The sequence below is a fragment of the Halorubrum sp. FL23 genome (genome assembly GCF_052439115.2).
Lineage (GTDB): Archaea > Halobacteriota > Halobacteria > Halobacteriales > Haloferacaceae > Halorubrum > Halorubrum persicum.
In genome coordinates, this window is record NZ_JBQVRO020000004.1 from 165,066 (window position 1) to 189,675 (window position 24,610).

The following is a 24,610-nucleotide window of genomic DNA, read 5'->3' on the forward strand; positions in this document are numbered from 1 at the left end:
GAATCGGAGAGGCGGCGCGCGCACGCGAGGAAGAAAGAAATTGGGGGCACGGGAACCGGGAGGGCGGCGGGGTCCGCGGCGAGCCGCCGTCGGTCGGTGGTTAGAAGGGGCCCTTGCCGCCGCCCATCATGTCGCCGAGGCCGCCGCCCTCGCCGCCGCCCATCTTCTTCATCATCCGCTGCATGTCGCCCTCGCCCATACCCTGGAACTGGCTGATCGTCTGTTCCATCATGGAGTGTTGTTCGAGCAGCTGCTGAACCGTCTCCTTGTCAGTGCCGGAGCCGCGGGCGATCCGCTCCGTGCGCGACTGCCCGACGACGCGGGGGTTCTCCAGCTCCTCCTCGGTCATCGAGTCCATGATGCGCTCGAAGCGGCGCATCCGGTCTTGGGTCACGTCCATCGCGTCGTCCGGGAGCTGGTCCATCATCCCGCCGCCCATGCCGGGGATCATGTCCATCACCTGGTCGAGGGGCCCCATCCGGTTCATCGCGTCCATCTGCTTTTTCATGTCCTTCAGGGTGAACTCGCCCTGCAGCATATCCTCGGGGTCCCAATCTTCGTCCTCCTCTTGGGCCTCCTCCATGGCGCGCTCGACGCGCTCGGAGAGCTGCTTGAGGTCGCCCATCCCGAGCAGCCGGGAGATGAACCCGGAGGGCTCGAACCGTTCGATGTCCTGAACCGTCTCGCCGGTCCCGAGGAAGGCGATGGAGGAGTCGGTCTCGTTGACCGCCGTCAGCGCACCCCCACCCTTCGCGGTCCCGTCGAGCTTGGTGATCATCACGCCCTCGATGCCGATCGACTCCTCGAACTGGCGGGCCTGCTCTTTCGCTCCCTGCCCGATCGCGGCGTCGAGCACGAGGAGGGAGCGGTCGGGGTCGACCGCCTGCTCGATCTCCTCGATCTCCGCGATGAGGTCGTCTTCGAGCGCGTGGCGCCCGGCCGTGTCGACGATGTGCACGTCGGCGTCCGCGGTCTCTTCGAGCCCCGTCCGCGCGATCTCGACGGGGTCGTCGTTGTCGGGGTTGCCGTAGAAGTCGACCTCCGCGCGCTCGCACATCTGTTTGGCCTGATCGTACGCGCCCGGGCGGAAGGTGTCGGTCTGGATGACCGCGGGCCGGAGCCCCTTCTTCGAGAACCACCACGCCATCTTGGCCGCGGAGGTGGTCTTCCCGGACCCCTGCAGGCCGGCGAGCAGGATCGTCTGATTCTCGAGGGGGAGCTCAGTCGAGTCGCCGACCAGGTCGACCATCTCCTCGTAGACGATCTTGAGGACGTGGTCCTTCGCGGTCGTGCCGGCCGGCGGCTCCTCTTCGAGGGCGCGGGACTTGATCGAGTCCGACAGCTCCATCACGAGGGAGACGTCGACGTCGGCGGAGAGGAGCGAGCGCTGGATCTCTTTGACGATCTCCTCGACGTCGCTCTCGGAGAGTCGGGACTTCCCCTGGAGCTTGTCGAGGCTGCTCCGGAGGGACGTACCGAGGTCGTCGAGTACCATTTGCCGGAGATAGGCGGTCGACGCGGTAAAGCTTTGTTCGTCGGCGTCGGCGAGGCGTTCGGCGCGGGGCGCGTCGGCTGTCGGCCCGGTCGTATCCTCGTCTGGAGCCCGGTCGCTCCCGGAATCCGCGACCTACAGCGACACGTCCGTCTCGATGTCCTCGGTCGCCTCTTCGAGCCCGTCCTCGCGGGCGGTCTCGGCGTGCGACCCCTCGATGTCGGCGTCGGTGAGGAGGTCGCGGAACTCGTCGCGGAACCGGTCGTTCGCGCGGGTGGAGGTCAGGTCCACGCGAGCGACGCGGGCGTACCCGGCGACGGCGTCGGGGTCGGCGTCGAGGGCCGCCGCGCACTCGGGGATGGAGCGGCCCTCCGCGGTCAGCTGTTTCAGGTCGTCGTACGCGAACGACGCGTCGTCGGTGTCGCGGTCGGCCTCGCGGACGAGGTGGAGGTCGAGCCGCGCGTCGCGGACGGCCTCGGGGTCGACGAGGGGGACGCCGTCCGAGCCACCCGCGCGCCCATCGTCGCCAGCGTCCGCCTCCCGCTCCTCGGCGAGCGCGGTCGCGATCGCCGCGTCGTCGTCCGCCTCGAAGCGCCCGCGGGCGATCCGGGCGTAGGTCGCGTCGTCGAGGTCGGTCGAGAAGTCGTACCGCTCGCGCATGGCGGCGACGAGTTCGCGGACCCGCTCGTCGACCGCCGCCTCGTCGCGGTCGGTGAGCGTTCCGCGCGACTCCGCCTGCTGCTCGGTGACCGTCTCTGACCCGGTGGTCTCGACGAAGATATCGCGGAGCTCGGAGGTCTTCTCGTCCATGGGCGGTGGGTTACGCGCCGCCGATAAATAAGCCTCGCGTCCGGTCGTGAGAGGCTCCGGCGGCCTCGCGTCCGCTTTCGGAGTCTCCGGGAGCGTCACGCGGGGCGTGTCGGACGCCTGCCGCCGTCGTCAACCAGTATCTTCAAGTTGGTTTACGAGGGTGTCGAGGGTATGGCAACCAGCACGGAGTCCGTGGATCTCGTCGGCGACGAAGCGGCGACGAACCTCGCCCGCGCGGCGCTGTTCGCCGCGCTCGTCGGCGCGTTCGCGTACGTGACATTCCCGAACCCCGTCTCGCCCGTCTCGGTGACGCTCCAAGTGCTCGGCGTGTTCCTCGCCGGGATCTACCTCGGCCCCGTGTGGGGGGGCGCGTCGCTCGTCCTCTACCTCGCGGCCGGCGCGGTCGGCGCCCCGGTGTTCGAGGGGGGCTCCGCCGGCGCGGGCGCCCTCGTCGGGCAGTCGGCGGGGTACCTCTGGTCGTACCCGCTCGCTGCCGCCGCGGTCGGCGCGGCCGTCCACCGCGGCGCGACGCTCCGCGACCTCGACGCCGTCGGGCTCCCGACGCTCGTGGGCGCGATGGCCCTCGGCACCGCCGTCATCTACGCGCTCGGCGTCGCCTGGCTCGCGTTCGCGCTCTCGCTCGGCCCCGTCGAGGCGGTCACCGTCGGGGCGGTCGCGTTCCTGCCCGCGGAGGCGCTGAAGGTCGCCGCCGCGGTCGGCATCGTGCGCTCCGAGGCGGTCGCGGCCGCGTGAGCGAGCCCGCCGCGGGCGTCGGGGTGATCGCGTGATCGACGTCGACGGCGTCACGTGTCGGTTCGGCGGCGGCGTCGTCGCGGTCGACGACGTGCACCTCTCGGTCCCCGACGGCGAGTTCCTGATCGTCGCCGGCGCGAACGGCTCCGGGAAGACGACGCTCGTCCGGACGTTCAACGGGCTCGTCGACCCCGACGCCGGGTCGGTCGCGGTGAACGGGACTCCCGTCAGCGACGACCTCGTCGCCGCGCGCTCGGCGGTCGGGATGGTGTTCCAGGACCCGCGCGACCAGCTGGTGGCGGCGACCGTCGGCGCGGACGTGGCGTTCGGCCCGGAGAATCTCGGCTGTGACCACGACGAGATCGACCGGCGGGTCGCCGACGCCCTCGCGGCGGTGAACATGGACGGCCGCGAGGACGACCGGATCGCGAGCCTCTCCGGGGGCGAGCGCGAGCGCGTCGCCATCGCGGGCGCGCTCGCGATGGACCCCGATCACCTCGTCTTGGACGAGCCGTTCACCGGGTTGGACGAGCCGGCCCGACGGTCGGTGGTCGAGCGCCTGCGCGAACTCGGCGCGGCCGGAACGAGCGTGATCGTCGTCACGCACGACCTCCGCGACGTGCTGGGGCTCGCGGACCGGGTCGTGGGCCTGTCGGGGGGGCGGATCGCCGTCGACGCCGCGCCGCGAGAGGCGACCGCGAGCCTGCCGGGGCTGGACGTTCGGGTGCCGGCGGGGTTCGGCGATCGGCCCGGAGACGCCGCCGTCAACGACGCCGCCGACCCGCCCGCGAACGACGCCGCCGACACCGTCGACCAGTGACCCTCTCCTACGTCCCGGGTGACTCGCTCGCTCACCGGCTCGATCCCCGGTCGAAGCTCCTCGTCCAAGCCGGATTCGCGGCGGTCGCGTACGCGTACACGACGCCGCGGGGGCTCGGCGCGCTCACCCTCCTCGCGGTCGCCTGCCTCTCCCTCGCGGGGGGCGGGCCGCGCGACCTGTGGAGCTACCGAGCCGCGTTCCCGGTGCTCCTCGTCGCCCCCCTGGTCGCCGGCGCGACGCTCGGGGCGCCGTGGTTCCGGGTCGAGCGCGCCGCGACCACGGGGCTCGCGAGCTACCGCGTCCTGCTGATCCTCGTCGTCGCCGCCGGATACGTCAGGTCGACGCCGGTCCGAGAGTCGCGGGCGGCGATCCAGCGCCTGATCCCCGGCAAACCCGGACAGTTCCTCGGGGTCGGCGTCGCGCTCGTGTTCCGGTTCCTCCCGCTGTTGAAGCGGGACCTGCTGACGGCGCGTGAGGCGGTCCGGGCGCGCGGCGGCGGGGCCCTCCCGGTCCGTGAGCGCGTGCGGCTCGTCGCCGTCGCGGGGATCAACCGGGCGTTCGGACGGGCGGACCGGCTGGGGACCGCGCTGAACGCCCGGTGTTTCGCGTGGAACCCGACGCTCCCGCGGCTCTCGCTCGGCCCCGCGGACTACCCGGCGCTCGCGGTCGGCGGCGGGTTGGCGGCGGCCGCCGCGGCGACCGTGGTGTAGGCGTCGGTACGGCGGTCGTGGTGTCGGAGTTCGGCGATCGCCGTGGCGCCTTCCCGGGAACGCCGGGCGACGCATCCGGCGTTGTGGCAAGTTTTAACCCCGCCGTATCCGCGTGATCGATCATGACTCCGTTGCAGGCGGCCACCCGGGAGACGTTCTGGACGATCGGCCCGATCGGGAAGGTCGCGTTCTACTGGCTCGCTGTGGTCGCGATTCTCGTGTTCCTGTACGGGGTGTACGCCCGATTCGCGGCGTACACCCGCGGGAGCGAGGACCCGCGGGACCGGCTGTCGAATCTCCCCGCCCGGACCGTCGCGGCGACGAAGACCGTCCTCTCGAACGAGAATCAGTTCGACGGGGACCTGTACACCGGCGTGATGCACACGTTCGTGCTGTGGGGCTTTCTCACCCTGCTGGTCGCGACGACCATCCTCGGGTTCGACATCGACGTCTACCGACCGCTCGCGGGCGAGTCGTTCTGGGTGGGCGACTTCTATCTGGCCTATCAGTTCACCGTCGACGCGTTCGGGCTGCTGTTCGTCGTCGGCGTCGGTATGGCGATGTATCGCCGGTACCGGAACCGGGAGGGGCGCCTCTGGGGGAAACACACCTCGCTCGAGGACGACGCGTTCGTCTGGGCGCTCTTCGCGCTCGGCGTCGGCGGCTTCGTCGTGCAGGCGCTCGGCATCGTCGGCCAGCCGGCGCGAGCCGACGAGACGGTGAGCTTCGTCGGGATGGCGATGGCCGCCGGGTTCCGGTGGGTCGGGCTGACGCCCGCCGGCGCCGAAGCGATCTACGGCGTCGTCTGGTGGAGCCACTCGCTGCTGGCGTTCGCCTTCATCGCGTGGATCCCGTACGCGAAGCCGTTCCACATGATCTCCTCGTTCGCGAACGTCGTCGCCCGCGACGAGAAGGCCGGCGCGCGGCTCCCGAACGTCCCCGCCGACCTCGATCACACCAACGCGGAGTCGATCGAGGACTTCACCTGGAAGGAGCTCATGGACGGCGACGCCTGTACGAAGTGCGGGCGGTGTTCGTCCGCCTGCCCCGCCGAGACCGTCGGGCGAAACCTCGACCCGCGAGACGTGATCCTCGATCTAAAGGCGTACCGCGAGTCCGTGAGCGACGACCCGGTGGCCGGGAATCGCGACGCGATGGCGACCGACGGCGGCGTGGCCGGCGCCGCCCCCGTCAACGACGGCGGCACCGTCCCGATCGTCGCCGACGAGGGCGGCGTGATCGCCAGCGAGTCGATGGAGTCCTGTATGTCCTGTATGGCCTGCATGGAGGCCTGTCCCGTCGACATCGAACACCTCACCTCGTTCACGAAGCTGAACCGCCAACTCGTCGACGAGGGGGCGGTCGACTCGAACCTCCAGGACGTGTTCCAAGACGTGATGCAGAAGGGGAACACCTTCGGCGAGTCGCAGTCGGCCCGCGGCGACTGGGCCGACGGCCTGGACGATGTCGAGGTCCCGGACGCCCGCGAGGAGGAGGTGGAGTTCCTCTGGTACGTCGGCGACTACCCGAGCTTCGACGACCGCAACAAATCGGTCGCCCGCGCGCTCGCTCGCCTGTTCGACGAGGCGGACGTGTCGTTCGGCATCCTCTTCGACGACGAGAAGACGGACGGCAACGACATCCGCCGGATCGGCGAGGAGTTCCTCTACCTCGAGCTCGCCGGGCACCACGTCGAGACGTTCGCCGACTGCGATTTCGACAAGATCGTCTGTACCGACCCGCACTCGTACAACACCATCAAAAACGAGTACCCCGAGGTCGACTTCGCGGAGTTCGCGGACGACCCGATGATGCCGTTCGACCGCGAGGAGCCGTGGAACGCGGAGGGAGCGATCGACGTGTTCCACTGGACGCAGGTGGTGGAAGAGCTCGTGGCCGACGGGCGGCTGAACCTCACGGGCGACGAGCTCGACTACACCGTCACCTACCACGACCCCTGTCACCTCGGGCGGTACAACGACGAGTACGAGGCGCCCCGAGAGCTAATCTCGGCGACCGGCGCCGACCTCCACGAGATGCCGCGCTCGCGGGACGACTCGTTCTGCTGTGGCGGCGGCGGCGGCGGGCTCTGGACCGAACACGAGGAGGCGGTCAAGCCGAGCGAGGAGCGCCTCCGAGAAGCGCTCGAGGACACCGACGCGGGCGACGCGGTGGAGAAGTTCGTCGTCGCCTGCCCGATGTGCACGACGATGTTCGAGGACGGGCGGAAGACGGGGAACTTCGAGGATGACGTGGAGATCGTCGACGTCGCGGAGCTCCTGATCGAGGCGGTGGAAGCGGAATCGTAATCGCGCCGCGGTGCGCGTCTCGGGAGGCGACGCCGATCCGTCTATATAGAGTATATAGTGCCGGGGAGCGATACTGCGTGGGATGTACTCCTAATAGCATACTACTTAACTGGAACTCGTCCACAGTGGGATAATGACGTCAAGCCACGACGCGGATAGCAAGGGGATCACGCGGCGGCAGTCGCTCGCGACGCTCGCCGGTGCGGGGACGCTGGCGGTCGCGGGCTGTACGCAGAGCACGGAAGACGGCGGCGACGGATCCGACGGCGGGTCCGACGCCCTCTCCGGATCGATCAACATCGCGGGATCGAGCACCGTGTTCCCGCTGATGAGCGCGATCGCGGAGGACTTCGCCGCGGAGCACGACCAGGTGTCGGTCGACATCAGCTCGACCGGCTCGGGCGGCGGGTTCTCCAACTACTTCTGCGTCGGGGACACCGACTTCAACAACGCGAGCCGGGAGATCCAGCCGGCGGAGGAGGAGCTGTGCGCGGAGAACGACGTCGAGTACGTCGAGCTCGTCGCGGCGACGGACGCGCTCACGGTCGTCGTCAACCCCGAGGCCGACTGGATCGACCACCTCACCGTCGAGGAGCTCGCCCAGATCTGGGAGTCAGACCCGGTCCAGACGTGGGACGAGGTCCGCGACGAGTTCCCGAACGAGGAGATCGAGCGGTTCGGCGCCGCAGACACCTCGGGGACGTACGACTACTTCATCGAGAGCGTTCTGGAGGAGCGCGGTCACACCAGCGACTACCAGGCGACCGAACAGGACAACTCGATCGCGCAAGGCGTCACGGGCAGCGAGTACGCGATCGGCTACTTCGGTTTCGCCTACTACTTCCAGAACCCCGACCAGCTCAAGGCGCTCGGGATCGACGACGGCAACGGGCCGGTCGAGCCGAGCCTCGAGACGGCGTCCAGCGGCGAGTACACCCCGCTCTCCCGTCCGCTGTTCACCTACCCCTCGATCGAGTCGCTCGGCAACGACCACGTCGCCGAGTTCGCGCGCTACTTCGTCACCCAGACGACGAACGAGGACCTCATCGCCGGCGACGTGGGGTACGTGCCCGCGACCGAGGAGACCCAAGAAGAGCAGATGGAGACCCTCGAAGACGCCATCGAGCAGGCGCAGGAGTAGGTCGTGATGAACCGGTGTATTGATTTACGACAGCGTTCGATACCCGACCGGTTGTGACAGATAGTACCGAGAGCCCCGATCTCCAGCGGCGGAGCGGGCTCAGACGACTGAAAGAGGGAACCTACGGCGGGCTCTTCGCCGCGTGCGCGGCGGTCACCCTGCTCACGACAGTGGCCATCTTCGTGACGCTGCTGTCGGATGCGGTGGTGTTCTTCCAAGAGATACCGATCGCCCAGTTCCTGACCGGCACCAACTGGAGCCCGAATCCGGCCGGCGGCGGGCAGGCGTTCGGCATCATCCCCCTGCTGATCGGGACGCTCGTCGTGACGGTCACGGCGGCGTTCATCGCGCTCCCCGTGGGGACGCTGACGGCGATCTACCTCAGCGAGTACGCGACGCCGAACGCGCGGTCGATACTGAAGCCGCTCTTGGAGATCCTCGCCGGCATCCCGACGGTCGTGTACGGGTACTTCGCGCTGGTGTACGTCACGCCGGCGCTGAAGGCGACGCTGTTCCCGGAGATGAGCACGTTCAACGCGCTCTCGGCGTCGATCATGGTCGGCATCATGACGATCCCGATGGTGTCGTCCATCTCCGAGGACGCGATGAGCGCGGTCCCCGACGACCTGCGCCAGGCCGGCTACGGGCTCGGCGCGACGAAGTTCGAGGTGTCGACCGGGATCGTGGTCCCGGCCTCCATCTCGGGGATCGCTTCCTCGTACATCCTCGCGGTGTCCCGCGCGATCGGCGAGACGATGATCGTCGTCGTCGCGATGGGCGCGCAGGCGCGGATGCCCGCGGTTCGGGAAGCCGCCTTCGGAATCCCGATCGTCAACCCCGCGGACGTCCTCTTGGAGTCCGGGATGACGATCACCGTCGCGATGGTGCAGATCGCCGGCGGCGACCTCACGGGCGGGTCGATCCCGTACGACTCGATGTTCGCGCTCGGACTCACGCTGTTCGTGGTGACTCTCGTTATGAACGTGATCAGTGATATCATCGCACAGCGGTACCGGGAGGAGTACTGATGGCGACGGACAACACGAACGCGGGCGGGTTCGGTGAGGTGAGCCGGGTCCGCGGGATCGCCTTCGAGTACCTCTCGCTCGGTGCGAGCGTGATCGGGCTCGTCGCCCTCGGCGTGCTCCTCGTGTACGTCACGATCGACGCCTTCGACCTAGCGAACGCCAGCCCGGAGTGGCTGTTGACGTACTTCCTCACCCTCGTCGTTCCGTTCCTCGCTTTCTGTCTGTACAGCGCGAGCGACCCGGAAGTGACTCGACGGGCCCTCGGCGCGCTCGGCGGCGGCCTCGTCGCCGTCGCGGCGCTGTTCACCGCGATCGAGACGTTCGTCGCGCCGATCCCGAGACTCAGCTGGCAGCTCGCGTACCTCTTCGTCGTCGCGATGCCGGTCACCGCGTACCTCACGTACATCGGGAGCCGCGGCCGGGCCGGGGGCGTCGGCTTCGGACTGGTGGGCCGACTCGTCGGGGGAGCCGCCATCGGCCTCGCCGTCGGAACGCTGTTCTTGGTGTTCGACTCGTTGGTGTGGTTCCTCGCGTACACGCTGGGCGTCGTTCCGGCCGCGGCGCTGTACGCGTATGGCCGCCGGCGCTCGGTCAACCGGGCGATGACCGCGGCGGTCCCCGTCGGCCTCGTCGGCCTCGTCGCCGCGGTGTTCCTCCGAGGCGTCATTGTCACGTATCCGTCGGACCTCATCATCTACGTCTGGACGCTCGCGATCCCGGTCGCGATCGCCGGCGGACTGGTCGTCGCGGATCGAGGGAGCCGCCTCGCCGGAGCCGCGACCGGCGGCGTGCCGCTCGCGGTCGCGGTCGCCGGCGGGTTCCTCGCCGGCGGCTTCGGCGTTCCCGGTCCGACGGCGCTGATCGTCTTTGTGACGGTCGGCGTGCCGACGGCGGTTTACCTGCACCGAGTGATCGACGAGGGCGACGGACTGGTCGGCTTAGCGCTGCCGGTCCTCCTCGTCGGGGGTGCGCTCGTCGGCGCGCTCGTCGTCGAGGCGTGGGGCGTTCCGGCGCCCGACCCGTGGCTCGACGCGTCGTTCGTGACGGAGGCGCCGTCGCGGACCGCCGAGGATGCCGGGCTGTACCCGGCGATCGTCGGATCGGTGATCATCATCGCGCTCGTCGCGGTGCTGTCGTTCGTGCTCGGCGTGGGCACCTCGGTCTTCCTCGAGGAGTACACGCCCGAGAGCGGGATCCTCGGCTCGCTGACGCGGCTGATCCAGGTGAACATCGCGAACCTCGCCGCCATCCCGTCGGTCGTGTACGGCCTGCTCGGGTTGGGGCTGTTCGCGAACCTGCTCGGCTTCGGGTTGGGGACCGCGGTGACGGCCTCGCTGACGCTGTCGCTGCTCATCCTTCCGATCACGATCATCTCCGCGCAGGAGGCGATCCGATCGGTCCCGGACGACCTGCGCCGAGGGTCGGACGCGATGGGCGCGACCCGGTGGCAGACGACGAAGAACGTCGTCCTCCCGGAGGCGTTCCCCGGCATCCTGACCGGGACGATCCTCGCGCTCGGGCGGGCGATCGGCGAGACCGCGCCGCTCATCATGATCGGCGCGGCGACGACCGTGTTCAGCGCGCCGGCGAGCCTCTTCAGCCGGTTCAGCGCGATGCCGATGCAGATCTACGCGTGGGCGAACTTCCCGCAGGCGGAGTTCCGATACGGCGTCGTCGCGGCCGGCGTGATCACCCTGTTGATCATCCTCATCGGCATGAACGGGACAGCGATACTACTGCGGAACCGCGCGGAGCGGGGGAGCTAACATGAGTAACACCGAAACCGATACGGAAGCGAACGACTCGCTCATCACGACGGACGTAGAGACCGGATCGAACGAACGGAGCATGACGACGGACGCGACCGCCGTCGCCGCGCGCGACCTGAACGTCTTCTACGGCGACGAGCAGGCGATCGACGGCGTGTCGATGGAGATCCCCGAAAACCGGGTGACCGCGCTGATCGGTCCCTCCGGGTGCGGGAAGTCGACGTTCCTCCGGTGTGTCAACCGGATGAACGACATGATCGAGGTGTGTCGCGTCGAGGGCGACGTGGAGTTCGGCGGGAAGAACGTGTACGACTCCGACGTGGACCCGGTGGCGCTGCGCCGGAAGATCGGGATGGTGTTCCAGAAGCCGAACCCGTTCCCGAAGTCGATACGCGACAACGTCGCCTACGGCCTGAAGATCCAGGGGTACGACGGCGACGTGGACGAACGCGTCGAGGAGTCGCTGAAGGGGGCCGCGCTCTGGGACGAGGTGAAAGACCAGCTCGGCTCCTCGGGGCTCGAACTCTCCGGCGGCCAGCAACAGCGGCTCTGTATCGCCCGCGCCATCGCGCCCGACCCGGAGGTCATCCTGATGGACGAGCCGACCTCCGCGCTCGACCCCGTGGCGGCCTCGAAGATCGAGGACCTCATCGACGACCTCGCCGAGGAGTACACGGTGATCATCGTCACGCACAACATGCAGCAGGCCGCCCGCATCTCCGACCGGACCGCGGTGTTCCTCACCGGCGGCCGGCTCGTCGAGTACGACGACACGACGAAGATCTTCGAGGACCCGGAAGAGCAGCGCGTCGAGGACTACATCACGGGGAAGTTCGGGTAGCACGTCGCGCCGCGGCGCCCTCCTCGATGCGACACGGCCCCGGTCGTCGGCCGAACCTCGGCGGTCCGGCCGGGCGCCGGGACGGGCGGGAGGCTACGCGTCGCTGACGCTGATGAGGCGATTGAGGTGTGAGTCGATGTGGTCGTTGTCGTACTCCCAGTCCTTGGACGGGCCGGGGCCGCCGCCGGCCGGGTTGAACGCGCGGCTGACACCACGCAGTCGGATCCGATAGACGCCCTGTTGGTAGGTAGCTGGCAGCTTGAACACGAGCGTCTGTTTGTGACTGCGATTGCTGGTCGACTGGTGCCAGTACGAGTAGCTGTTCGACGAGCCGCCGGAAGACGGCTTGATCAGCGTCGGATTCCGGCCGCAGCCGTGCGCCGAGGCCCGAACGCTGCGGAAGTGTTCGCCCCACGCTCTGAACGTCACGCGGATGCCGATGTCCTCGCCGGGCGGACGCTCGATCCGCGGGCACGACTCGGTGATGTCGTTCCACCCCTCCGGCGGTTCCGACCTCGACTCCGGCCACGGGGCCCAGTCGAGGCGGCTGATGTCGAGATTCGGGGCGCGGTTGTCGACCGTGATCGACGACGCGGCTGCGCTCGTCGACAGCGGATCCATGTTCGAGTCAGCGAGCTGGAGCCGCACGTCGTAGGTGCCGTTCCGGTAGCCACGGGTGTTCCAGTTCAACACCCAGAACGGGAACAACAGCGGGTTGTCGTTGAGCGTCTCGTCGTAGTAGGCCTCCAGATACGGGATGTCGAGGATCGGGTACCAGCCGTCGGTCCCGGTCGGCTGCACGTGAACCGGGTCCCGACCGATCGCGGGCACGTGCCACTCGTGGCCGGTGAACGGGCGCTCGGCGCCCCCGTCGTAGGAGTAGAGCACCCGGTAGTAGGACGCCTCTTCGAAGCGGTGGCAGCCGTGTAGCTGGAGCGTTCCCGCGAACGGGGCGGTGCCGTCGGGGCGACTGGCCGACGGTCCCGTCGGTTTCGGGCGGTTGATCCGTCGCGCGTAGCCGGAGCTGTCGTCGTAGAGCGAGCTGTCGGTCGACAGCAGACCGATGGACTCGATCGACGGCGTCTCGCACTCGACGTTCTCGGGCGTCAACCCGTCGCAGGTCGGGATCGAGTTCGCGTCGTCGTCGGCGACGAGTTCGACGTTCACCGAGCCGCCCTCGTCCCACCGGACGTCGAAGAACCCCTCCGAGTAGATCGGCTCTTGGGTCCCGTCCCCGTCGACGTCCTGCGTGACGCGGAAGGTGATGTCGGGCACGTCGACGAAGGTCCGCCACTCGGACACGAACACGTCCCGACAGCGGAGGAACGGGCCGACGATCCGGTCGGGGTCTATCGCCGCGATGACCTCCGGATCGACCGGGACCTCGTCACCGAGTAGTTCGAGCCGTTCCTCGGGGTCAGGGCGCAGGAACCCCTCCGGCAGCGGCGGCTCGGGTGGTTCGGGGAACGCCGGTCGGTCGAGAAGCGCTGCCGTCCCGGGCTCGAAGTCGCCGAAGCCACCGCGTTCGAAGCTGGCGCCGAGCCGCGACACGACGTCCTCGCCGACGAGGTCGGCGGTGCGCTCGAACGTCCCCGGATCGAACAGCCGCTCGGGCCGAGGGTCAGGGCGGGGCTGGGGGCGGGGAGACGGTCGGGGTTGCGGCTCCGGGGGGATCACCGGCTCCGGGAACAGCTCCGGTCGTTCCAACACGTCCCGGAGGCGCGGTTTGACGATTTCGGGGAGACAGACGCGTTCGCGGCGGAAGCTACGAACGCGATCGATGTCCCAGATCGGGACGTGGACGCGGAACTTGCCGCACTCGTTCGTCGTCGTCGTCGCGATCGTCTCCCGCGTGCAGTCGAACGGGAAGAACCACCCGTACCCGAGACCCTCCGGGAAGTGAGAGAGAAACGAGCAGTCGGTGTCCTCGATGTGCACGGTCGCGTTCGGGACGGGATGGTAGTCGTCGGTTTCCGGATCGTGGGTGACGACGCGCCCGCTGACCTGCCGGTAGCCCAGCAGGTCGGGGTCGATCGCGAACTCCAACTGGTCGCGAACGTCGGGCGCCGTCGAGCCCTCCAGGTCCAGCGGCACGTCGTCGGCCAGCGATCGAATGTGGGTCAGCTGCCGCTCGGTCACTTGCCAGTCGTCCGGTGTGACGGCGTTGGGCTGTTTCACCGCGACGCGGTCGTCGCCCGGACTGACCGTCGCTTTGATGTCGCGAGCGAGGATGTCGTCGAACATCTCGACGTCCCGGAGGTCCTCCTCCGTGGCTGCCTCCAGGTCGTCGAGCGTCTCGTAGCCAGCAACGCGGAGCGCCTTCGCTCGCTTGGGGCCGATTCCAGGGATCGTCTCTAGTTCGGGGGGATCGTTTGTAGACATTGCTGGCACCATTGGTCCTGTATCTAACAGGACAGTTTAACACATAAGTTAATGATATATATTTTTAACCCAAAATAGTACTTACAACATACAGCGCGTTCGAAATTGAACGCCTCCGAGGACGTCTGCATCGGCGGCGGGGTCGTCTGCGGCGTCGGCAGAGTCGTCTGCGGCGTCGGCAGAGTCGTCTGCGGCGTCGGCGGGCGTGCGGATCGGTGCCACCGATCGACGCGGTGAACGCGTCGGTCCCGGGAGGGCGCTGGTCGCTCGCGCTCTCCTCCCCGCATCGGACCATCCTGAACGTCCGTTAGAATCAAACGGTCACGCGACGGAGAGTCAGGTATGAGTGCCGAACAGGAGACGCGAGCCGTCCGCTGTCTGGTCGCGAAAGTCGGGCTCGACGGCCACGACCGGGGAGCACACGTGATCGCGCGGGCGTTCCGGGACGCCGGGTTCGAAGTGGTCTACTCCGGGCTCCACCGCGCGCCGGAGGAGATCGTGCAGGCGGCGGTCCAGGAGGACGTGGACGTGCTGGGCATCTCGATCCTCTCGGGGGCGCACAACACGCTCGTCCCGAAGGTGATCGAGGGCCTGAAAGAGTACGACGCGTTCGAGGACACCCTGGTCCTCGTCGGCGGGATCATCCCCGACGACGACGAGGCGGACCTCAAGGAGCTCGGCGTCGCCGAGGTGTTCGGCCCCGGCACGCCGATGGAGGAGACGATCGAGTTCATCCGGAACAACCTCCCGGAGCGAGCGTAGATGGGCGGGACGGACGCGACCGCGCTCAGCGACGGCGACGCCGAGCTCGTCGAGGAGCTGCTCGCCGGGAGCCACCGGGCGCTCGCACGCGTCATCACCCGTATCGAGAACCGCGCGGGCGGCTACCGCGGGATCGTCGCCGCGCTCCACGAGCACACCGGCGGCGCGGACGTGATCGGGATCACCGGGGCGCCCGGCGCCGGGAAGTCGACGCTCGTCGACAAGCTCGCGGCCGCCTATCGCGACCGGGGCGACACCGTCGGCGTCGTCGCCGTCGACCCCTCCTCGCCGTACACCGGCGGCGCGGTGCTCGGCGACCGGATCCGGATGGCCTCGAACGTCGGGGATATGGACGTGTTCTTCCGGTCGATGAGCGCGCGCGGCCAGCTCGGCGGCCTGTCGATGGCGACCGCGGACGCCGTGAAAGCGCTCGACGCCTTCGGGAAGGACGTGGTCATCATCGAGACGGTCGGCGCCGGACAGAACGAGGTCGACGTGGTCCGCACTGCCGACACCGTCGCGGTGCTGGTCCAGCCCGGCTCCGGGGACGACGTGCAGACCCTGAAGGCCGGCATCCTGGAGATCGGCGACGTGTTCGTCGTCAACAAGGCGGACATGGACGGCGCGGAGCGCACCCTCGCCGAGCTAGAGGAGATGGTCCACCGGCGGGAGGGCCCGACGAAGGGGCTCGACGGGGGCCACCACGGGTTCGAGGTGCCGGACCACCCGGACGACGGGGACGCCGCCGACGAGGACGACGAGCCCGCGTGGACCCCCGAAGTGCGTCAGACCGTCGCGAACACCGGCGAGGGAGTGACGGAGCTGATCGAGACGTTCGACGCCCACGCGACCCACCTCCGCGAGTCGGGCGCGATCGAGTCGACGGAGCGCCGGCGCTACGCCGAGGAGATCCGCACGCTGGTCCGCTCGGACGTGGGCGCGCTCGCGACCGCCGAGATCGAGCGCCGGGGCGGGATCGACGAACTCGCCGACTCGGTGCGGCGGCGGGAGACGGACCCGTACAGCCTCGCCGCGGAGATCGTGGAGCCGATCGCGGACTGCGTCGAGGCCGCCCCGGAGGGAGTCGGCAGCGCGGCGGGGAACGAGGGCGCAGATCCCGTCGACGACGAGACGTGACCGCGGGCGCGGAGCAGCCGACCGCGGCGCGGCGTGAGCGCGGGTCCGCACAACGGGTCCACGAGCTATAAGTCGCCAGCGGACCAACAGGTTTCCATGAAGCTCAGGAACCTCGCCGGGACCGCCCTCCTCGGCGTCGGCGCGATCGCCGCCCTCAACACCGGCCTCCGGTACGAAGGAGAGTTGGAGTCGCCCCTCGACGGCGACGACGGCACGTTCCGCTGGCGCGGGATGGACGTGGCGTACACCGAGGCGGGCGACCCCGACGACCCCGACCTCGTCCTCCTCCACGGCGCCAACGCCGCCGGCTCCTCGGGCGAGTGGCGCGAGGTGTTCGACGGCCTGGCCGCGGAGCACCACGTCGTCGCTCCCGATCTGCCGGGGTTCGGGCGGTCGGACCGCCCGCCGCTGCGCTACTCCGCGGCGCTGTACGAGGACTTCGTCCGCGACTTCCTCGCCGACTTCGATCGGCCCGCCGTCGTCGCCTCGTCGCTGTCGGCGGCGTACGCGGCCGCGGCGGCCGACAGCGGCGGATCGTCGGCCGACGGCGTCGAGATCCGGGGGTTCGTCGGCGTCTGTCCGACGACCGTCGCCGGGCCGAGCCCGCCCAAGTCGTGGCTTCGGGAGCTGATCCGGGCGCCGCTCGTCGGCGACGCGCTGTTCAACGGTCTCGCCTCGAAGCCGTCGATCCGGTACTTCAACGCCGACCACGGCTACGACGATCCGACGAATCCGAGCGACGACTGGACCGACTACGAGTGGCGGACGAGCCACGTCGAGAACGCGCGGTTCGCGCCCGCGTCGTTCGTCTCGGGGTACCTCAACAGCGATCTCGATCTGGCGGAGGCGTTCGCCGAGCTGGAGGCGGCGCCGACGATCATCTGGGGCCGCGAGGCCGAGGTGAGCCCCCTCTCAGACGGGCGCGACCTCGCCGACGCGTCCGGGGCCCGCCTCGTCGTCTTCGACCGCGCCAAGCTGTTGCCGCACGTCGAACACCCGGACCGGTTCGTCGAGACCGTCGAGGAGACCCTCGTCTCTGGCGCGACGGCGTGAGTTTTCGGTATCAGTTCTGAGCATCGGGAGGGAAACGGTTTAGCCGGATAGCGCTGAGAACGGGTATGACTGACGCACCGCTGCGAGTGCTCTGCGTCGACGACGAGCCCGCCCTCGCCGAGCTCGTCGCGGCGTACCTCGAACGCGACGACGCGATCGACTGCGAAACGGCGGTCGAGACGGACCCGGCCGACGCGCTCGACCGGATCGAGCGCGAGTCGTTCGACTGCGTGGTCAGCGACTACGACATGCCCGGACGGACCGGCGTCGAACTGCTCTCCGAGGCGAGGGAGAGCGATCCGGACCTCCCGTTTCTCCTCTTTTCCGCGACGGAGCCCGACGCGATCGCGGCCGAGATGGTCCGCGCGGGCGTCAGCGACTACGTCACGAAGCGGGGCGGCGCCGACGGCTACACCGCGCTGTTGCGCCGGGTCGAGCACGCGGTCGAGGGCGACGCCGGGCGCTTCGGCTCGGACCCGAAGCCGGAGTCGGACGGCGACCTGCCCACCGCCGTCGCGCTCGACGGGGTCTGTACCGTGGCGCCCGACGGCACGTTCGAGTTCGTCGGCGAGGAGTACGGCGAGCTGTACGGGTACGACCCGGAGGAGCTCGTCGGGGAGCGCTGGCAGCGGCTCCACCCGACCGAGGAGGTCGAGCACATCCGCACGCACATCATCCCGGCGGTGACGGACGGCGAGCGGTGGACGGGGACGAGCACCGGGCTCCGCGCGGACGGGTCCACGTTCGCGGAGTCGAAGATGGTGACGACGACGAGCGACGACCGGCTCGTCATCTCCGTCTCGGAGTTCGACGAGGTCGCGTCCGGTGCGCGGGCGGACGACTGAGCCGGTGGTCGCGGTCGCCCGCCTCACCGATCGCCTTCCTGATCGCCTCACCGATCCCGACGGACGTACAGCGTCTTCTCGCAGACCGCGTGAACCGTCCCGGCCTCGTCGACCAGCGAGACGATGTACTGCCGATCGGTCGACTCGCCGGGCGCGAGCGCCTCGCGGAGCGTCTCCGTCTCCCCGTCCGTGAACTCGAACTCCGCGTACAGCGTGTCGCGGCCGGGTTCGAGGAACTCGATCGCGGCCGACTTATCCCAGACGGTGAAGCCGTCGCCGAGCGTCCGGCGGAGCATCGTCATGTAGACCGGGTCGATCGCGCCGTAGAGGCTGCCGCCGAAGATCGTGCCGACCGCGTTGCGCGTCCGCCAGTTGAACGGGACCCGGATCCGGACGTACTGCCAGTCCGCGCCGATGTGGTCGACCCGGGCGCCGGTGCCGCGGTAGGCGGGCAGGAGGTTGAATCCGTGGCGCCACAGTCGGGTGCGACGGCTCTCCGCCGGCGGGTCCTCGCGGAGGGGACGCGGATCGGGGTCGCGGTCGACGCCGGTCGGAGAGTCAGTCACGGTAACAGGAGACCGCGCCCCGGTCAAACCCGTGTCGGAACCGGCGACAACGCGCGGGCGGTTGTCGACCACGCATGCTTGTTTATAAACAAACGATGCGGTGGCGCGTGCCTGCGAGGCCGCCCCGCGGCCGAGCAGCGCGCGCGAGGTCGCCGGCGCTACGCGGAGGACGACCGACGAGGCTGGGGAGGCGTGAGGCTGCGGTGCGGCTGCGGGTGGGTGGACTCAAAGGGGCAGTCGCGAGGCGGGCGCAGGTGACGCAAGCACCGCAGCGAGCGGTAGCGAGCGAGGAGCGCAGCGAACGTGCGCCCGCCTCGCGATCGGGGCTTTGGAGATGTTCGCCGTCGATCCAGCATCAGTCATTTATAAGCGAGCGACCGGGTTTTCGGAAGCGCTTCCGTCGGTCTTACTTCGGTCCGATCTCGCTCCCGCTCTCGCGTAGGCGGCCCGAAACGGGTATCCCCGCGCGACCGCAACCCGACACCGATGGAGTGTGACAGGTGCGGCGACGACGCGATCCACCACGCCGCCTACTCCGGGGCGCACCTCTGCGGCGAGCATCTTCGCCGGTCGGTCGAGAAGCGCGTGAAACGTCGGGTCCGCGAGGACACCCTCCTCGATCCGGACGCGACGCCGGACGACCCCGACCGCTGGGTGATCGGCCTCTCGGGCGGGAAGGACAGCGTCGCGCTGACGCAGATCCTCGACGACGTGTTCGGCAACGACCCGCGCGTCGAGATGCTCGCGTTGACGATCCACGAGGGAATCGAGGGGTACCGCGACGAGAGCCTCGACGCCTGCGTGGAGCTCGCCGAGGACCTCTCGATCCGTCACGAGGTCGTCTCCTACGAGGAGGAGTTCGACGTGCGGATGGACGACGTGGTCGAGAGCGACCCGGAGAACATGGCCGCCTGCGCGTACTGCGGCGTGTTCCGACGCGACCTCTTAGAGGAGTACGCCGCCGAGTTCGGCGCCGACAAGCTGCTCACCGGCCACAACCTCGACGACGAGGCCCAGACGGCGATGATGAACTTCCTCGAGGGCGACGTGCGCCAGGTGGCGAAACACTTCGACGCCTCGCTCGGCCCCTTCGACGAGCGCGAGGGGACCGACGCCTTCGTGCCGCGCGCCAAACCCCTGCGGGACGTGCCCGAAAAGGAGATCGCCCTGTACTGCCACGTCCGCGACCTCCCGACCCACATGGCCGAGTGTCCGCACTCGTCGGAGGCGTACCGGGGAGAGATCCAGTCGACGATCCACGAGCTGGAGGAGAACCATCCGGGCGCCCGCCACTCGATCATGGCCGGCTACGAGGAGCTGTCCGCGCTCGCCGCCGAGACGTACCGCGAGGGCGGCGACGCCGCCGCCGATTCGCCCGACCTCGGGGAGTGCGAGCGCTGCGGCTCGAAGACGAGCCGCGACGTCTGTCGGAAGTGCCGGCTGCTCGACTCGATCGAAGCGGCCTGACCCGAACGACCGGGGTCACTCCGCCGGATCGATCCGCCCGAGCAGGTCGAGCTGGTGCGTGAGGTAGACGAGCTCGCCGCCGTCGACCTCCTGCCGGCGGCAGGCGACCCACTCGGCGAGTGCGGCGGCCGGATCCCCGGTGTCCGTCGAGGGGCCCCCCACCGACGGCCCTCCCGCGGTTCCGTCGATCACCTCGCCGACCGCCCCCTCCACGGTGTCGAGGATGTGCCGGAGGAAGTACGCCTCGTCGCCAGGGTACGCCTCGTCGCTTGGGAGTCCCGCATCGTCGAGAGCCGCCTCGCCGGCAGGGGTAGGAGCCTCGGGACCGGGGAGCCGACCCGACCCCACGGTCGGTCGGACCACCCAGTCCGAGCCGGCGACGCCGACGAGCGAGGCGCCCTCGATGTCGCGGAGCCGCGAGAGGGCGTCGCCGCCGGCGCGGCTGCTCCCGCCGGGCTTGGCGTCCATGTGCGCGTGGTAGCGACGCTCGACCATCCGATCGGCCGGATGTGACGGGCGGAAGCGGGTCCCGCCGTCGAACGTGATCGGGAAGTAGTACGTCCCGCCCGGAGCGAGCGCGCCGAGCAGGGTCTCGAGCCCCTCGAGATCGAGGACATCCAGCAGCGCCATGCCGATCATGGCGTCCCACTCGCCCGCGTTCGCCTCGGCGTAGGCGATAGCGTCCGCGGCGACCGGCTCGACCGTGACCGCGTGCGCGTCGGTCTCGACGGTGACCGTACTCGTCTCTCCTTCAGTGGCGGCGTCCGCGACGGAGACCGAGGCCTCCCGATCCGCCGCCCACGCCCGGAGGAACGGACCGAGGCCGGCGAGCGTTCCCGCGTCGCGGTCGACGGCGACGTACCGGATCTCGCCCGGCGGGAGCACCTCCCAGTCGATCAGGCGGGCGATCATCGTTCCGATTCCGGCCCCGACCTCCAGCACGCGAAGCGGTCCATCGGTCGCCGCGGCGCGGTCGGCGAGCCGCTCTCCGAGAATCCCGACGAGCCGCCGGTCGAGCGCCCGGTCGTCGACGGTGCGCTTCGCCCGGAGGTAGCGCCGGAAGGCGGCGGGATCGTCCTCGCGACGCCCTGTCGGTTCCTCTCCCGTCACGACACCACCTCGGGGTCGACGGCGTGGGGCGCGTCTGCGACTTCGGCGAGGAGTCGGCGGACGCGGGCCGTCGACGCCGCCCAGCTCGGGTGGGCCTCGTACCGGCGTCTGGCCGCGCGCCCCATCGCCGCGAGACGGTCGGGATCGGCCGCGAACTCGTCGAGCGCCCGGGCGACGGCGACCGAGTCCTCCGGATCGACGAGAACGCCCGTCTCGCCGTCCGCGATCGTCTCGCCCGCGCCGCCCGCCCGCGCGGCGATCGCCGGGAGGCCGAAGCTCATCCCCTCCAGATAGACGATCCCGAACCCCTCGTACCGAGAGGGGACCGCGAGGACGTGGCTCGCCCGGAGCGCGTCGGCCAGCTCGTCGTCCGACAGTCGACCGGAAAAGCGCACCCGGTCGCCGAGCCCGCGCTCCCGGACCAGCCGCCGGACGTCAGCGACGTGGCTCTCGTCGACCGTTCGCCCGACGACGGTGAGGTCGACGGCGGCGTCGGCCCCGGCCACCCCCTCGACGAGCGTGTCCAACCCCTTCCGGGGCGCGAGGTTCCCGACGAACGCGACCCGGAGGGGCACGGGATCGGCGTCACCCTCAGATCCGTCGTCGGCCCGAAGCGACGCGGCCCGCGCCTCGATATCGGCGTCGTCGATGGCGGGGTCGAACCGGTCGCCAGCGGGCGGGGCGACCACGGTCGCGTCGCGGTCGACGCCGAGGGCAGCGACGGTGTCGCGGGTCGCCGCGCTGTTACAGACCGCGCCGTCGACGGTCGCGAGGTACCGGCGCTCGACGGCGCGGTACAGCGGCGCGAGGCTGCGGGGCTCGCTCGCGCGCAGGTGGTGGACGAGGCTGACGATCGGGTACGGGAGGTCGCGGTTGGCGCGGAGCAGCGAGGGGTGTGCGAGCTCGTCTTGCAGCATCACGTCGACGTCGACGCGGAGGCGGTCGCCGAGGGCCGTGGTGACGTTGTCGAGCAGTCCGCGGGGGTACGCCCGCCACGGGAGTTCGACGACCTCCACGGTGTCGCCGGCCCGACGGAGCCCCTCGACGAGTTTCCGGTCGTAGCGGAAGCCCCCCGACTGCTCGTCGAGGCTCCCGTACAGGGTGAGACCGACCCTCATACCGGCCTCCCGAACCGCGTGCGTCTGCCCCTCATACCGGCGCGTCGTACGTCGCGGCGGCCGCGTCGTCCTCCCAGACCGTCACGGCCAACTCGGCCACGGTCTCGTCGGTCACCGCGTCGGTCACGCGCTCGAAGACGACGCGCGCGAACCGCTCGACGCTGGGGTTGTCGCCCTCGAACTCGGGGAGGTCGTTGAGCAGCTCGTCGCGGTAGCGGTCGGCGAGGTCGGCGAGCGCCGCCTCGGCGTCGTCGATGTCGACGAGGTAGTCGTGGGCGTTCAGCTCGGGGCCCCGGAAGGTCACCTCGATCTCGAAGTGGTGGGAGTGCGGCACGCCTTCGGGCCCGGGATCGGGGACCGTGAGGTAGTGCTGGGCCACCAAGTCGGTGACGACCGTCGTCGCGTACATGCACCGATACAGGGACGCGACGCACCTAAATCCGGAGGGCGGCGGGACACCTATACGTCTCGCCGCCTCGGTACGACCGTGAACTGTCTGTTCGTCGGGGGCGGGTCGATCGCGCCGGAGTACGCCGCCGGCCTGCCGGGGAGTTCGCTGTCGCTCGCCGGCGTCGTGGACCTCGACGGAGACCGCGCCGCCGCCCTCGCCGCAGACCACGGCTGCCCGTCGTTCACCGACTTGGAGACGGCGCTCGCGACCGTCGACGCGCCGCTGGTGGTGAACCTGACGAGCCACGCCGCCCACGCGCCGGCGACGCGGACAGCGCTGGAGGCCGACTGCCACGTCTACTCGCAGAAGCCGCTCGCGCTCGACGCCGACGAGGCGAAGGCGCTGGTGGCGCTCGCACGCGACCGCGGGCTCGGGCTCGGCTGCGCGCCCGGCACGCCGCTGGGGCCCTCGCAGCGCCGCGCTGGCCGCCTCCTCGCCGACGGGCGACTGGGTCCGGTGGGGCTGGGGTACGCCCACGCCCACGTCGGTCGCGTGACCGACTGGCACGACCGCCCCGACTCCTTCCTCGAGATCGGGCCCCTGTACGACGGGGCGGTGTACCCGCTCGCGCTCCTGGTGTCGTGGTTCGGTCCGGTCGAGCGCGTCCGCGTCGCCGACGCGCTCGACGTCTGGCCCGAGCGGGAGGCCCGGCGACCGTCGACCCCGAGCCACGTCGAGGCGACGCTGGCGTTCGCGGCGGGGCCGACCGTCAGGCTGACCGCGAGCTTCTACGCGCCACACAGGAGCCGCGAGTTCTACGGGCTGGAGCTCCACGGCGACGACGGCTCGCTGTACCTGAAGGGGACGGGGGCGATGGACGACGACCGCGACGGCGTCAGGTTCGGGCGCGTCGGGCGGGAGTACGTGAGCGCGCCGCCGGACGCGCCAACGGAGCCGTACGAGTACGTCGACGCCGTCGAGCGCCTCGCTGCGACGGTCGAGACGGGCTCACCGTCCCGAGCCGGAGGGCGGCGGGGGGCCCACGTGGTCGCCGTCTGTAACGCGATCGAGGCGGCGGCCGAAGGCGAGGGGGCGGTCGCCGTCGACGACTGCGGGGCGACCGCCGACCCGCCGCCGGCCCCGGTCGTCAGGCCGGAACCTCTTTTCGACGGCTCGGGCGCCGCCGGGATCCGCCTCCCCGCGGTCGGCTTCGGCTGCTCGCGCTACCGCGACGGGGCGTACGTCGAGCGCGCCGACTCGATCGCGACCGCGCTCGACGCGGGCTACCGCCTCCTCGACACCGCCGAGCTGTACGGCAACGAACACCGCATCGGCGACCTGCTCGCCGCGCCGGGCGCGCCGGACCGCGATCGGGTGTTCCTCCTCGGAAAGGCGTGGCGCACCAACCACCGCCGCGAGCACCTGCTCGCCGCCTGCGCCGGCAGCCGCGAGGAGCTCGGGATCGACGCGTTCGACTGCTACGCGCTCCACTGGCCCGGCGCGCTCGAACACCGCGGCGAGCTGCGTCGGCTCGCCGAGAAACCGGTCGAGCGACAGGAGGCGCTCGCCTTCCCCGAAGACGAGGACGGCGGGCCCGCGACCGCCGACGTGTCGCTCGCGACGGCGTGGCGAAACCTCGAGATCGTCCACGAGCGGGGGTGGGCGCGGACGCTCGGGATCTGTAACGTCTCGCGGACACAGCTGGAGACGGTACTGGAGGCGGGCGCGGTCGACCCGGCGATCGTGCAGGTGGAGCGACACCCCTACCGGCCGCGGCGCGGGCTCGTCGAGCGCTGTCACGAGCGCGGGATACGGGTCGTCGCGCACTCGCCGCTGTCGGCGCCCGGCCTCCTCGACGAGCCCGTCTTGGAGGCGATCGGTGCGGAGCGAGGCCTCTCGCCCGCCGAGGTCGTCGTCGCCTGGAACGTCGCCCGAGGGGTCGTCCCGATTCCGTCCAGCACCACCGAGTCGCACGTCGTCTCGAACCTAGCCGCCGGAAGCGAGCGGCTGACCGCGGAAGAAGTCGCGCGCGTCGACGCCCTCAGGGATCCGGATTTCGAGCGATAGGAAGGCGGAACCGATCGGATGCAGCAGATGCGGGCGGTA

Annotated in this window: 20 protein-coding genes and 1 pseudogene; 14 read left to right on the top strand and 7 right to left on the bottom strand. The window is 70.1% G+C overall.

Annotated features, from left to right (window positions below; all coding sequences use genetic code 11):
- Positions 1–100: 100 nt before the first annotated feature.
- Together ACT4MF_RS06770 and ACT4MF_RS06775 are read right to left on the bottom strand one after the other, a co-directional pair.
- Positions 101–1,495 carry a signal recognition particle protein Srp54 gene (locus ACT4MF_RS06770; RefSeq protein ID WP_099255106.1) on the bottom strand — a complete coding sequence of 465 codons (1,395 nt, stop codon included), beginning with the start codon at positions 1,493–1,495 and terminating at the stop codon, positions 101–103.
- Positions 1,496–1,627: 132 nt separating this feature from the next.
- Positions 1,628–2,302, bottom strand: coding sequence for a hypothetical protein (locus tag ACT4MF_RS06775; RefSeq protein WP_099255105.1), 675 nt, complete (start codon positions 2,300–2,302; stop codon positions 1,628–1,630).
- Between the two features lie 171 nt (positions 2,303–2,473).
- On the opposite strand from ACT4MF_RS06775, the gene ACT4MF_RS06780 reads away from it, so the two are divergent.
- The 8 genes from ACT4MF_RS06780 to pstB all read left to right on the top strand — a co-directional run bounded on the left by ACT4MF_RS06780 (position 2,474) and on the right by pstB (position 11,673).
- Positions 2,474–3,055: a biotin transporter BioY gene (locus ACT4MF_RS06780; RefSeq protein WP_444682104.1), complete on the top strand. Its 582-nt coding sequence runs from the start codon at positions 2,474–2,476 to the stop codon at positions 3,053–3,055.
- 31 nt (positions 3,056–3,086) lie between these two features.
- Positions 3,087–3,875: an energy-coupling factor ABC transporter ATP-binding protein gene (locus tag ACT4MF_RS06785; protein WP_444682103.1), complete on the top strand. Its 789-nt coding sequence runs from the start codon at positions 3,087–3,089 to the stop codon at positions 3,873–3,875.
- Positions 3,872–4,585, top strand: a complete 714-nt coding sequence (locus ACT4MF_RS06790) for an energy-coupling factor transporter transmembrane component T family protein (RefSeq protein WP_099255102.1) — start codon at positions 3,872–3,874, stop codon at positions 4,583–4,585. The genes ACT4MF_RS06785 and ACT4MF_RS06790 overlap by 4 nt, the downstream gene beginning before the upstream one ends.
- A gap of 122 nt (positions 4,586–4,707) precedes the next feature.
- Positions 4,708–6,894, top strand: a complete 2,187-nt coding sequence (locus ACT4MF_RS06795) for a heterodisulfide reductase-related iron-sulfur binding cluster (protein WP_444682102.1) — start codon at positions 4,708–4,710, stop codon at positions 6,892–6,894.
- Between the two features lie 133 nt (positions 6,895–7,027).
- On the top strand, positions 7,028–8,035 hold the full coding sequence (locus tag ACT4MF_RS06800; RefSeq protein WP_444682101.1) for a PstS family phosphate ABC transporter substrate-binding protein: 1,008 nt from the start codon (positions 7,028–7,030) through the stop codon (positions 8,033–8,035).
- 53 nt (positions 8,036–8,088) lie between these two features.
- A complete protein-coding gene (gene pstC, locus ACT4MF_RS06805) occupies positions 8,089–9,063 on the top strand; it encodes a phosphate ABC transporter permease subunit PstC (protein WP_099255323.1) in 975 nt (324 codons plus the stop codon).
- On the top strand, positions 9,063–10,829 hold the full coding sequence (gene pstA, locus ACT4MF_RS06810) for a phosphate ABC transporter permease PstA (protein ID WP_444682100.1): 1,767 nt from the start codon (positions 9,063–9,065) through the stop codon (positions 10,827–10,829). Before pstC ends, pstA begins: the two co-directional genes overlap by 1 nt.
- Before the next feature lies 1 nt (position 10,830).
- On the top strand, positions 10,831–11,673 hold the full coding sequence (gene pstB / locus ACT4MF_RS06815) for a phosphate ABC transporter ATP-binding protein PstB (RefSeq protein WP_099255325.1): 843 nt from the start codon (positions 10,831–10,833) through the stop codon (positions 11,671–11,673).
- A gap of 93 nt (positions 11,674–11,766) precedes the next feature.
- On the opposite strand, the gene ACT4MF_RS06820 is transcribed toward pstB, so the two are convergent.
- Positions 11,767–14,055 (bottom strand): helix-hairpin-helix domain-containing protein, encoded by a 2,289-nt coding sequence (locus tag ACT4MF_RS06820; RefSeq protein WP_444682099.1) that lies wholly within the window; start codon positions 14,053–14,055, stop codon positions 11,767–11,769.
- 342 nt (positions 14,056–14,397) lie between these two features.
- On the opposite strand from ACT4MF_RS06820, the gene ACT4MF_RS06825 reads away from it, so the two are divergent.
- The 4 genes from ACT4MF_RS06825 (at position 14,398) to ACT4MF_RS06840 (ending at position 17,852) form a co-directional block, all read left to right on the top strand.
- Positions 14,398–14,817, top strand: coding sequence for a cobalamin B12-binding domain-containing protein (locus ACT4MF_RS06825; protein WP_099255901.1), 420 nt, complete (start codon positions 14,398–14,400; stop codon positions 14,815–14,817).
- Entirely contained in the window at positions 14,818–15,954 is a 1,137-nt protein-coding gene (gene meaB, locus ACT4MF_RS06830) for a methylmalonyl Co-A mutase-associated GTPase MeaB (protein WP_444682098.1), read from the top strand.
- A 96-nt stretch (positions 15,955–16,050) separates the two neighbouring features.
- Complete coding sequence (locus ACT4MF_RS06835) at positions 16,051–17,007, top strand: alpha/beta fold hydrolase (protein ID WP_444682097.1); 957 nt, start codon at positions 16,051–16,053, stop codon at positions 17,005–17,007.
- A gap of 65 nt (positions 17,008–17,072) precedes the next feature.
- Positions 17,073–17,852, top strand: coding sequence for a response regulator (locus tag ACT4MF_RS06840; RefSeq protein WP_099255904.1), 780 nt, complete (start codon positions 17,073–17,075; stop codon positions 17,850–17,852).
- A 47-nt stretch (positions 17,853–17,899) separates the two neighbouring features.
- On the opposite strand, the gene ACT4MF_RS06845 is transcribed toward ACT4MF_RS06840, so the two are convergent.
- On the bottom strand, positions 17,900–18,418 hold the full coding sequence (locus ACT4MF_RS06845; RefSeq protein WP_099255905.1) for a DUF4442 domain-containing protein: 519 nt from the start codon (positions 18,416–18,418) through the stop codon (positions 17,900–17,902).
- A 486-nt stretch (positions 18,419–18,904) separates the two neighbouring features.
- Between ACT4MF_RS06845 and ncsA the strand changes: the two genes are divergently transcribed.
- Positions 18,905–19,885 (top strand): tRNA 2-thiolation protein NcsA, encoded by a 981-nt coding sequence (ncsA, locus tag ACT4MF_RS06850; protein WP_099255906.1) that lies wholly within the window; start codon positions 18,905–18,907, stop codon positions 19,883–19,885.
- A 15-nt stretch (positions 19,886–19,900) separates the two neighbouring features.
- On the opposite strand, the gene ACT4MF_RS06855 is transcribed toward ncsA, so the two are convergent.
- The 3 genes and pseudogenes from ACT4MF_RS06855 to ACT4MF_RS06865 all read right to left on the bottom strand — a co-directional run bounded on the left by ACT4MF_RS06855 (position 19,901) and on the right by ACT4MF_RS06865 (position 22,522).
- On the bottom strand, positions 19,901–20,995 hold the full coding sequence (locus ACT4MF_RS06855) for a hypothetical protein (RefSeq protein ID WP_444682096.1): 1,095 nt from the start codon (positions 20,993–20,995) through the stop codon (positions 19,901–19,903).
- Positions 20,992–22,128 (bottom strand): annotated as a pseudogene (locus ACT4MF_RS06860) (glycosyltransferase family 4 protein); the annotation flags it as partial. The pseudogene ACT4MF_RS06860 and the gene ACT4MF_RS06855, both read right to left, overlap by 4 nt.
- A gap of 16 nt (positions 22,129–22,144) precedes the next feature.
- Positions 22,145–22,522, bottom strand: coding sequence for a 6-pyruvoyl trahydropterin synthase family protein (locus tag ACT4MF_RS06865; protein WP_444682095.1), 378 nt, complete (start codon positions 22,520–22,522; stop codon positions 22,145–22,147).
- A 78-nt stretch (positions 22,523–22,600) separates the two neighbouring features.
- Between ACT4MF_RS06865 and ACT4MF_RS06870 the strand changes: the two genes are divergently transcribed.
- Complete coding sequence (locus ACT4MF_RS06870) at positions 22,601–24,571, top strand: aldo/keto reductase (RefSeq protein ID WP_444682094.1); 1,971 nt, start codon at positions 22,601–22,603, stop codon at positions 24,569–24,571.
- Positions 24,572–24,610 lie beyond the last annotated feature (39 nt).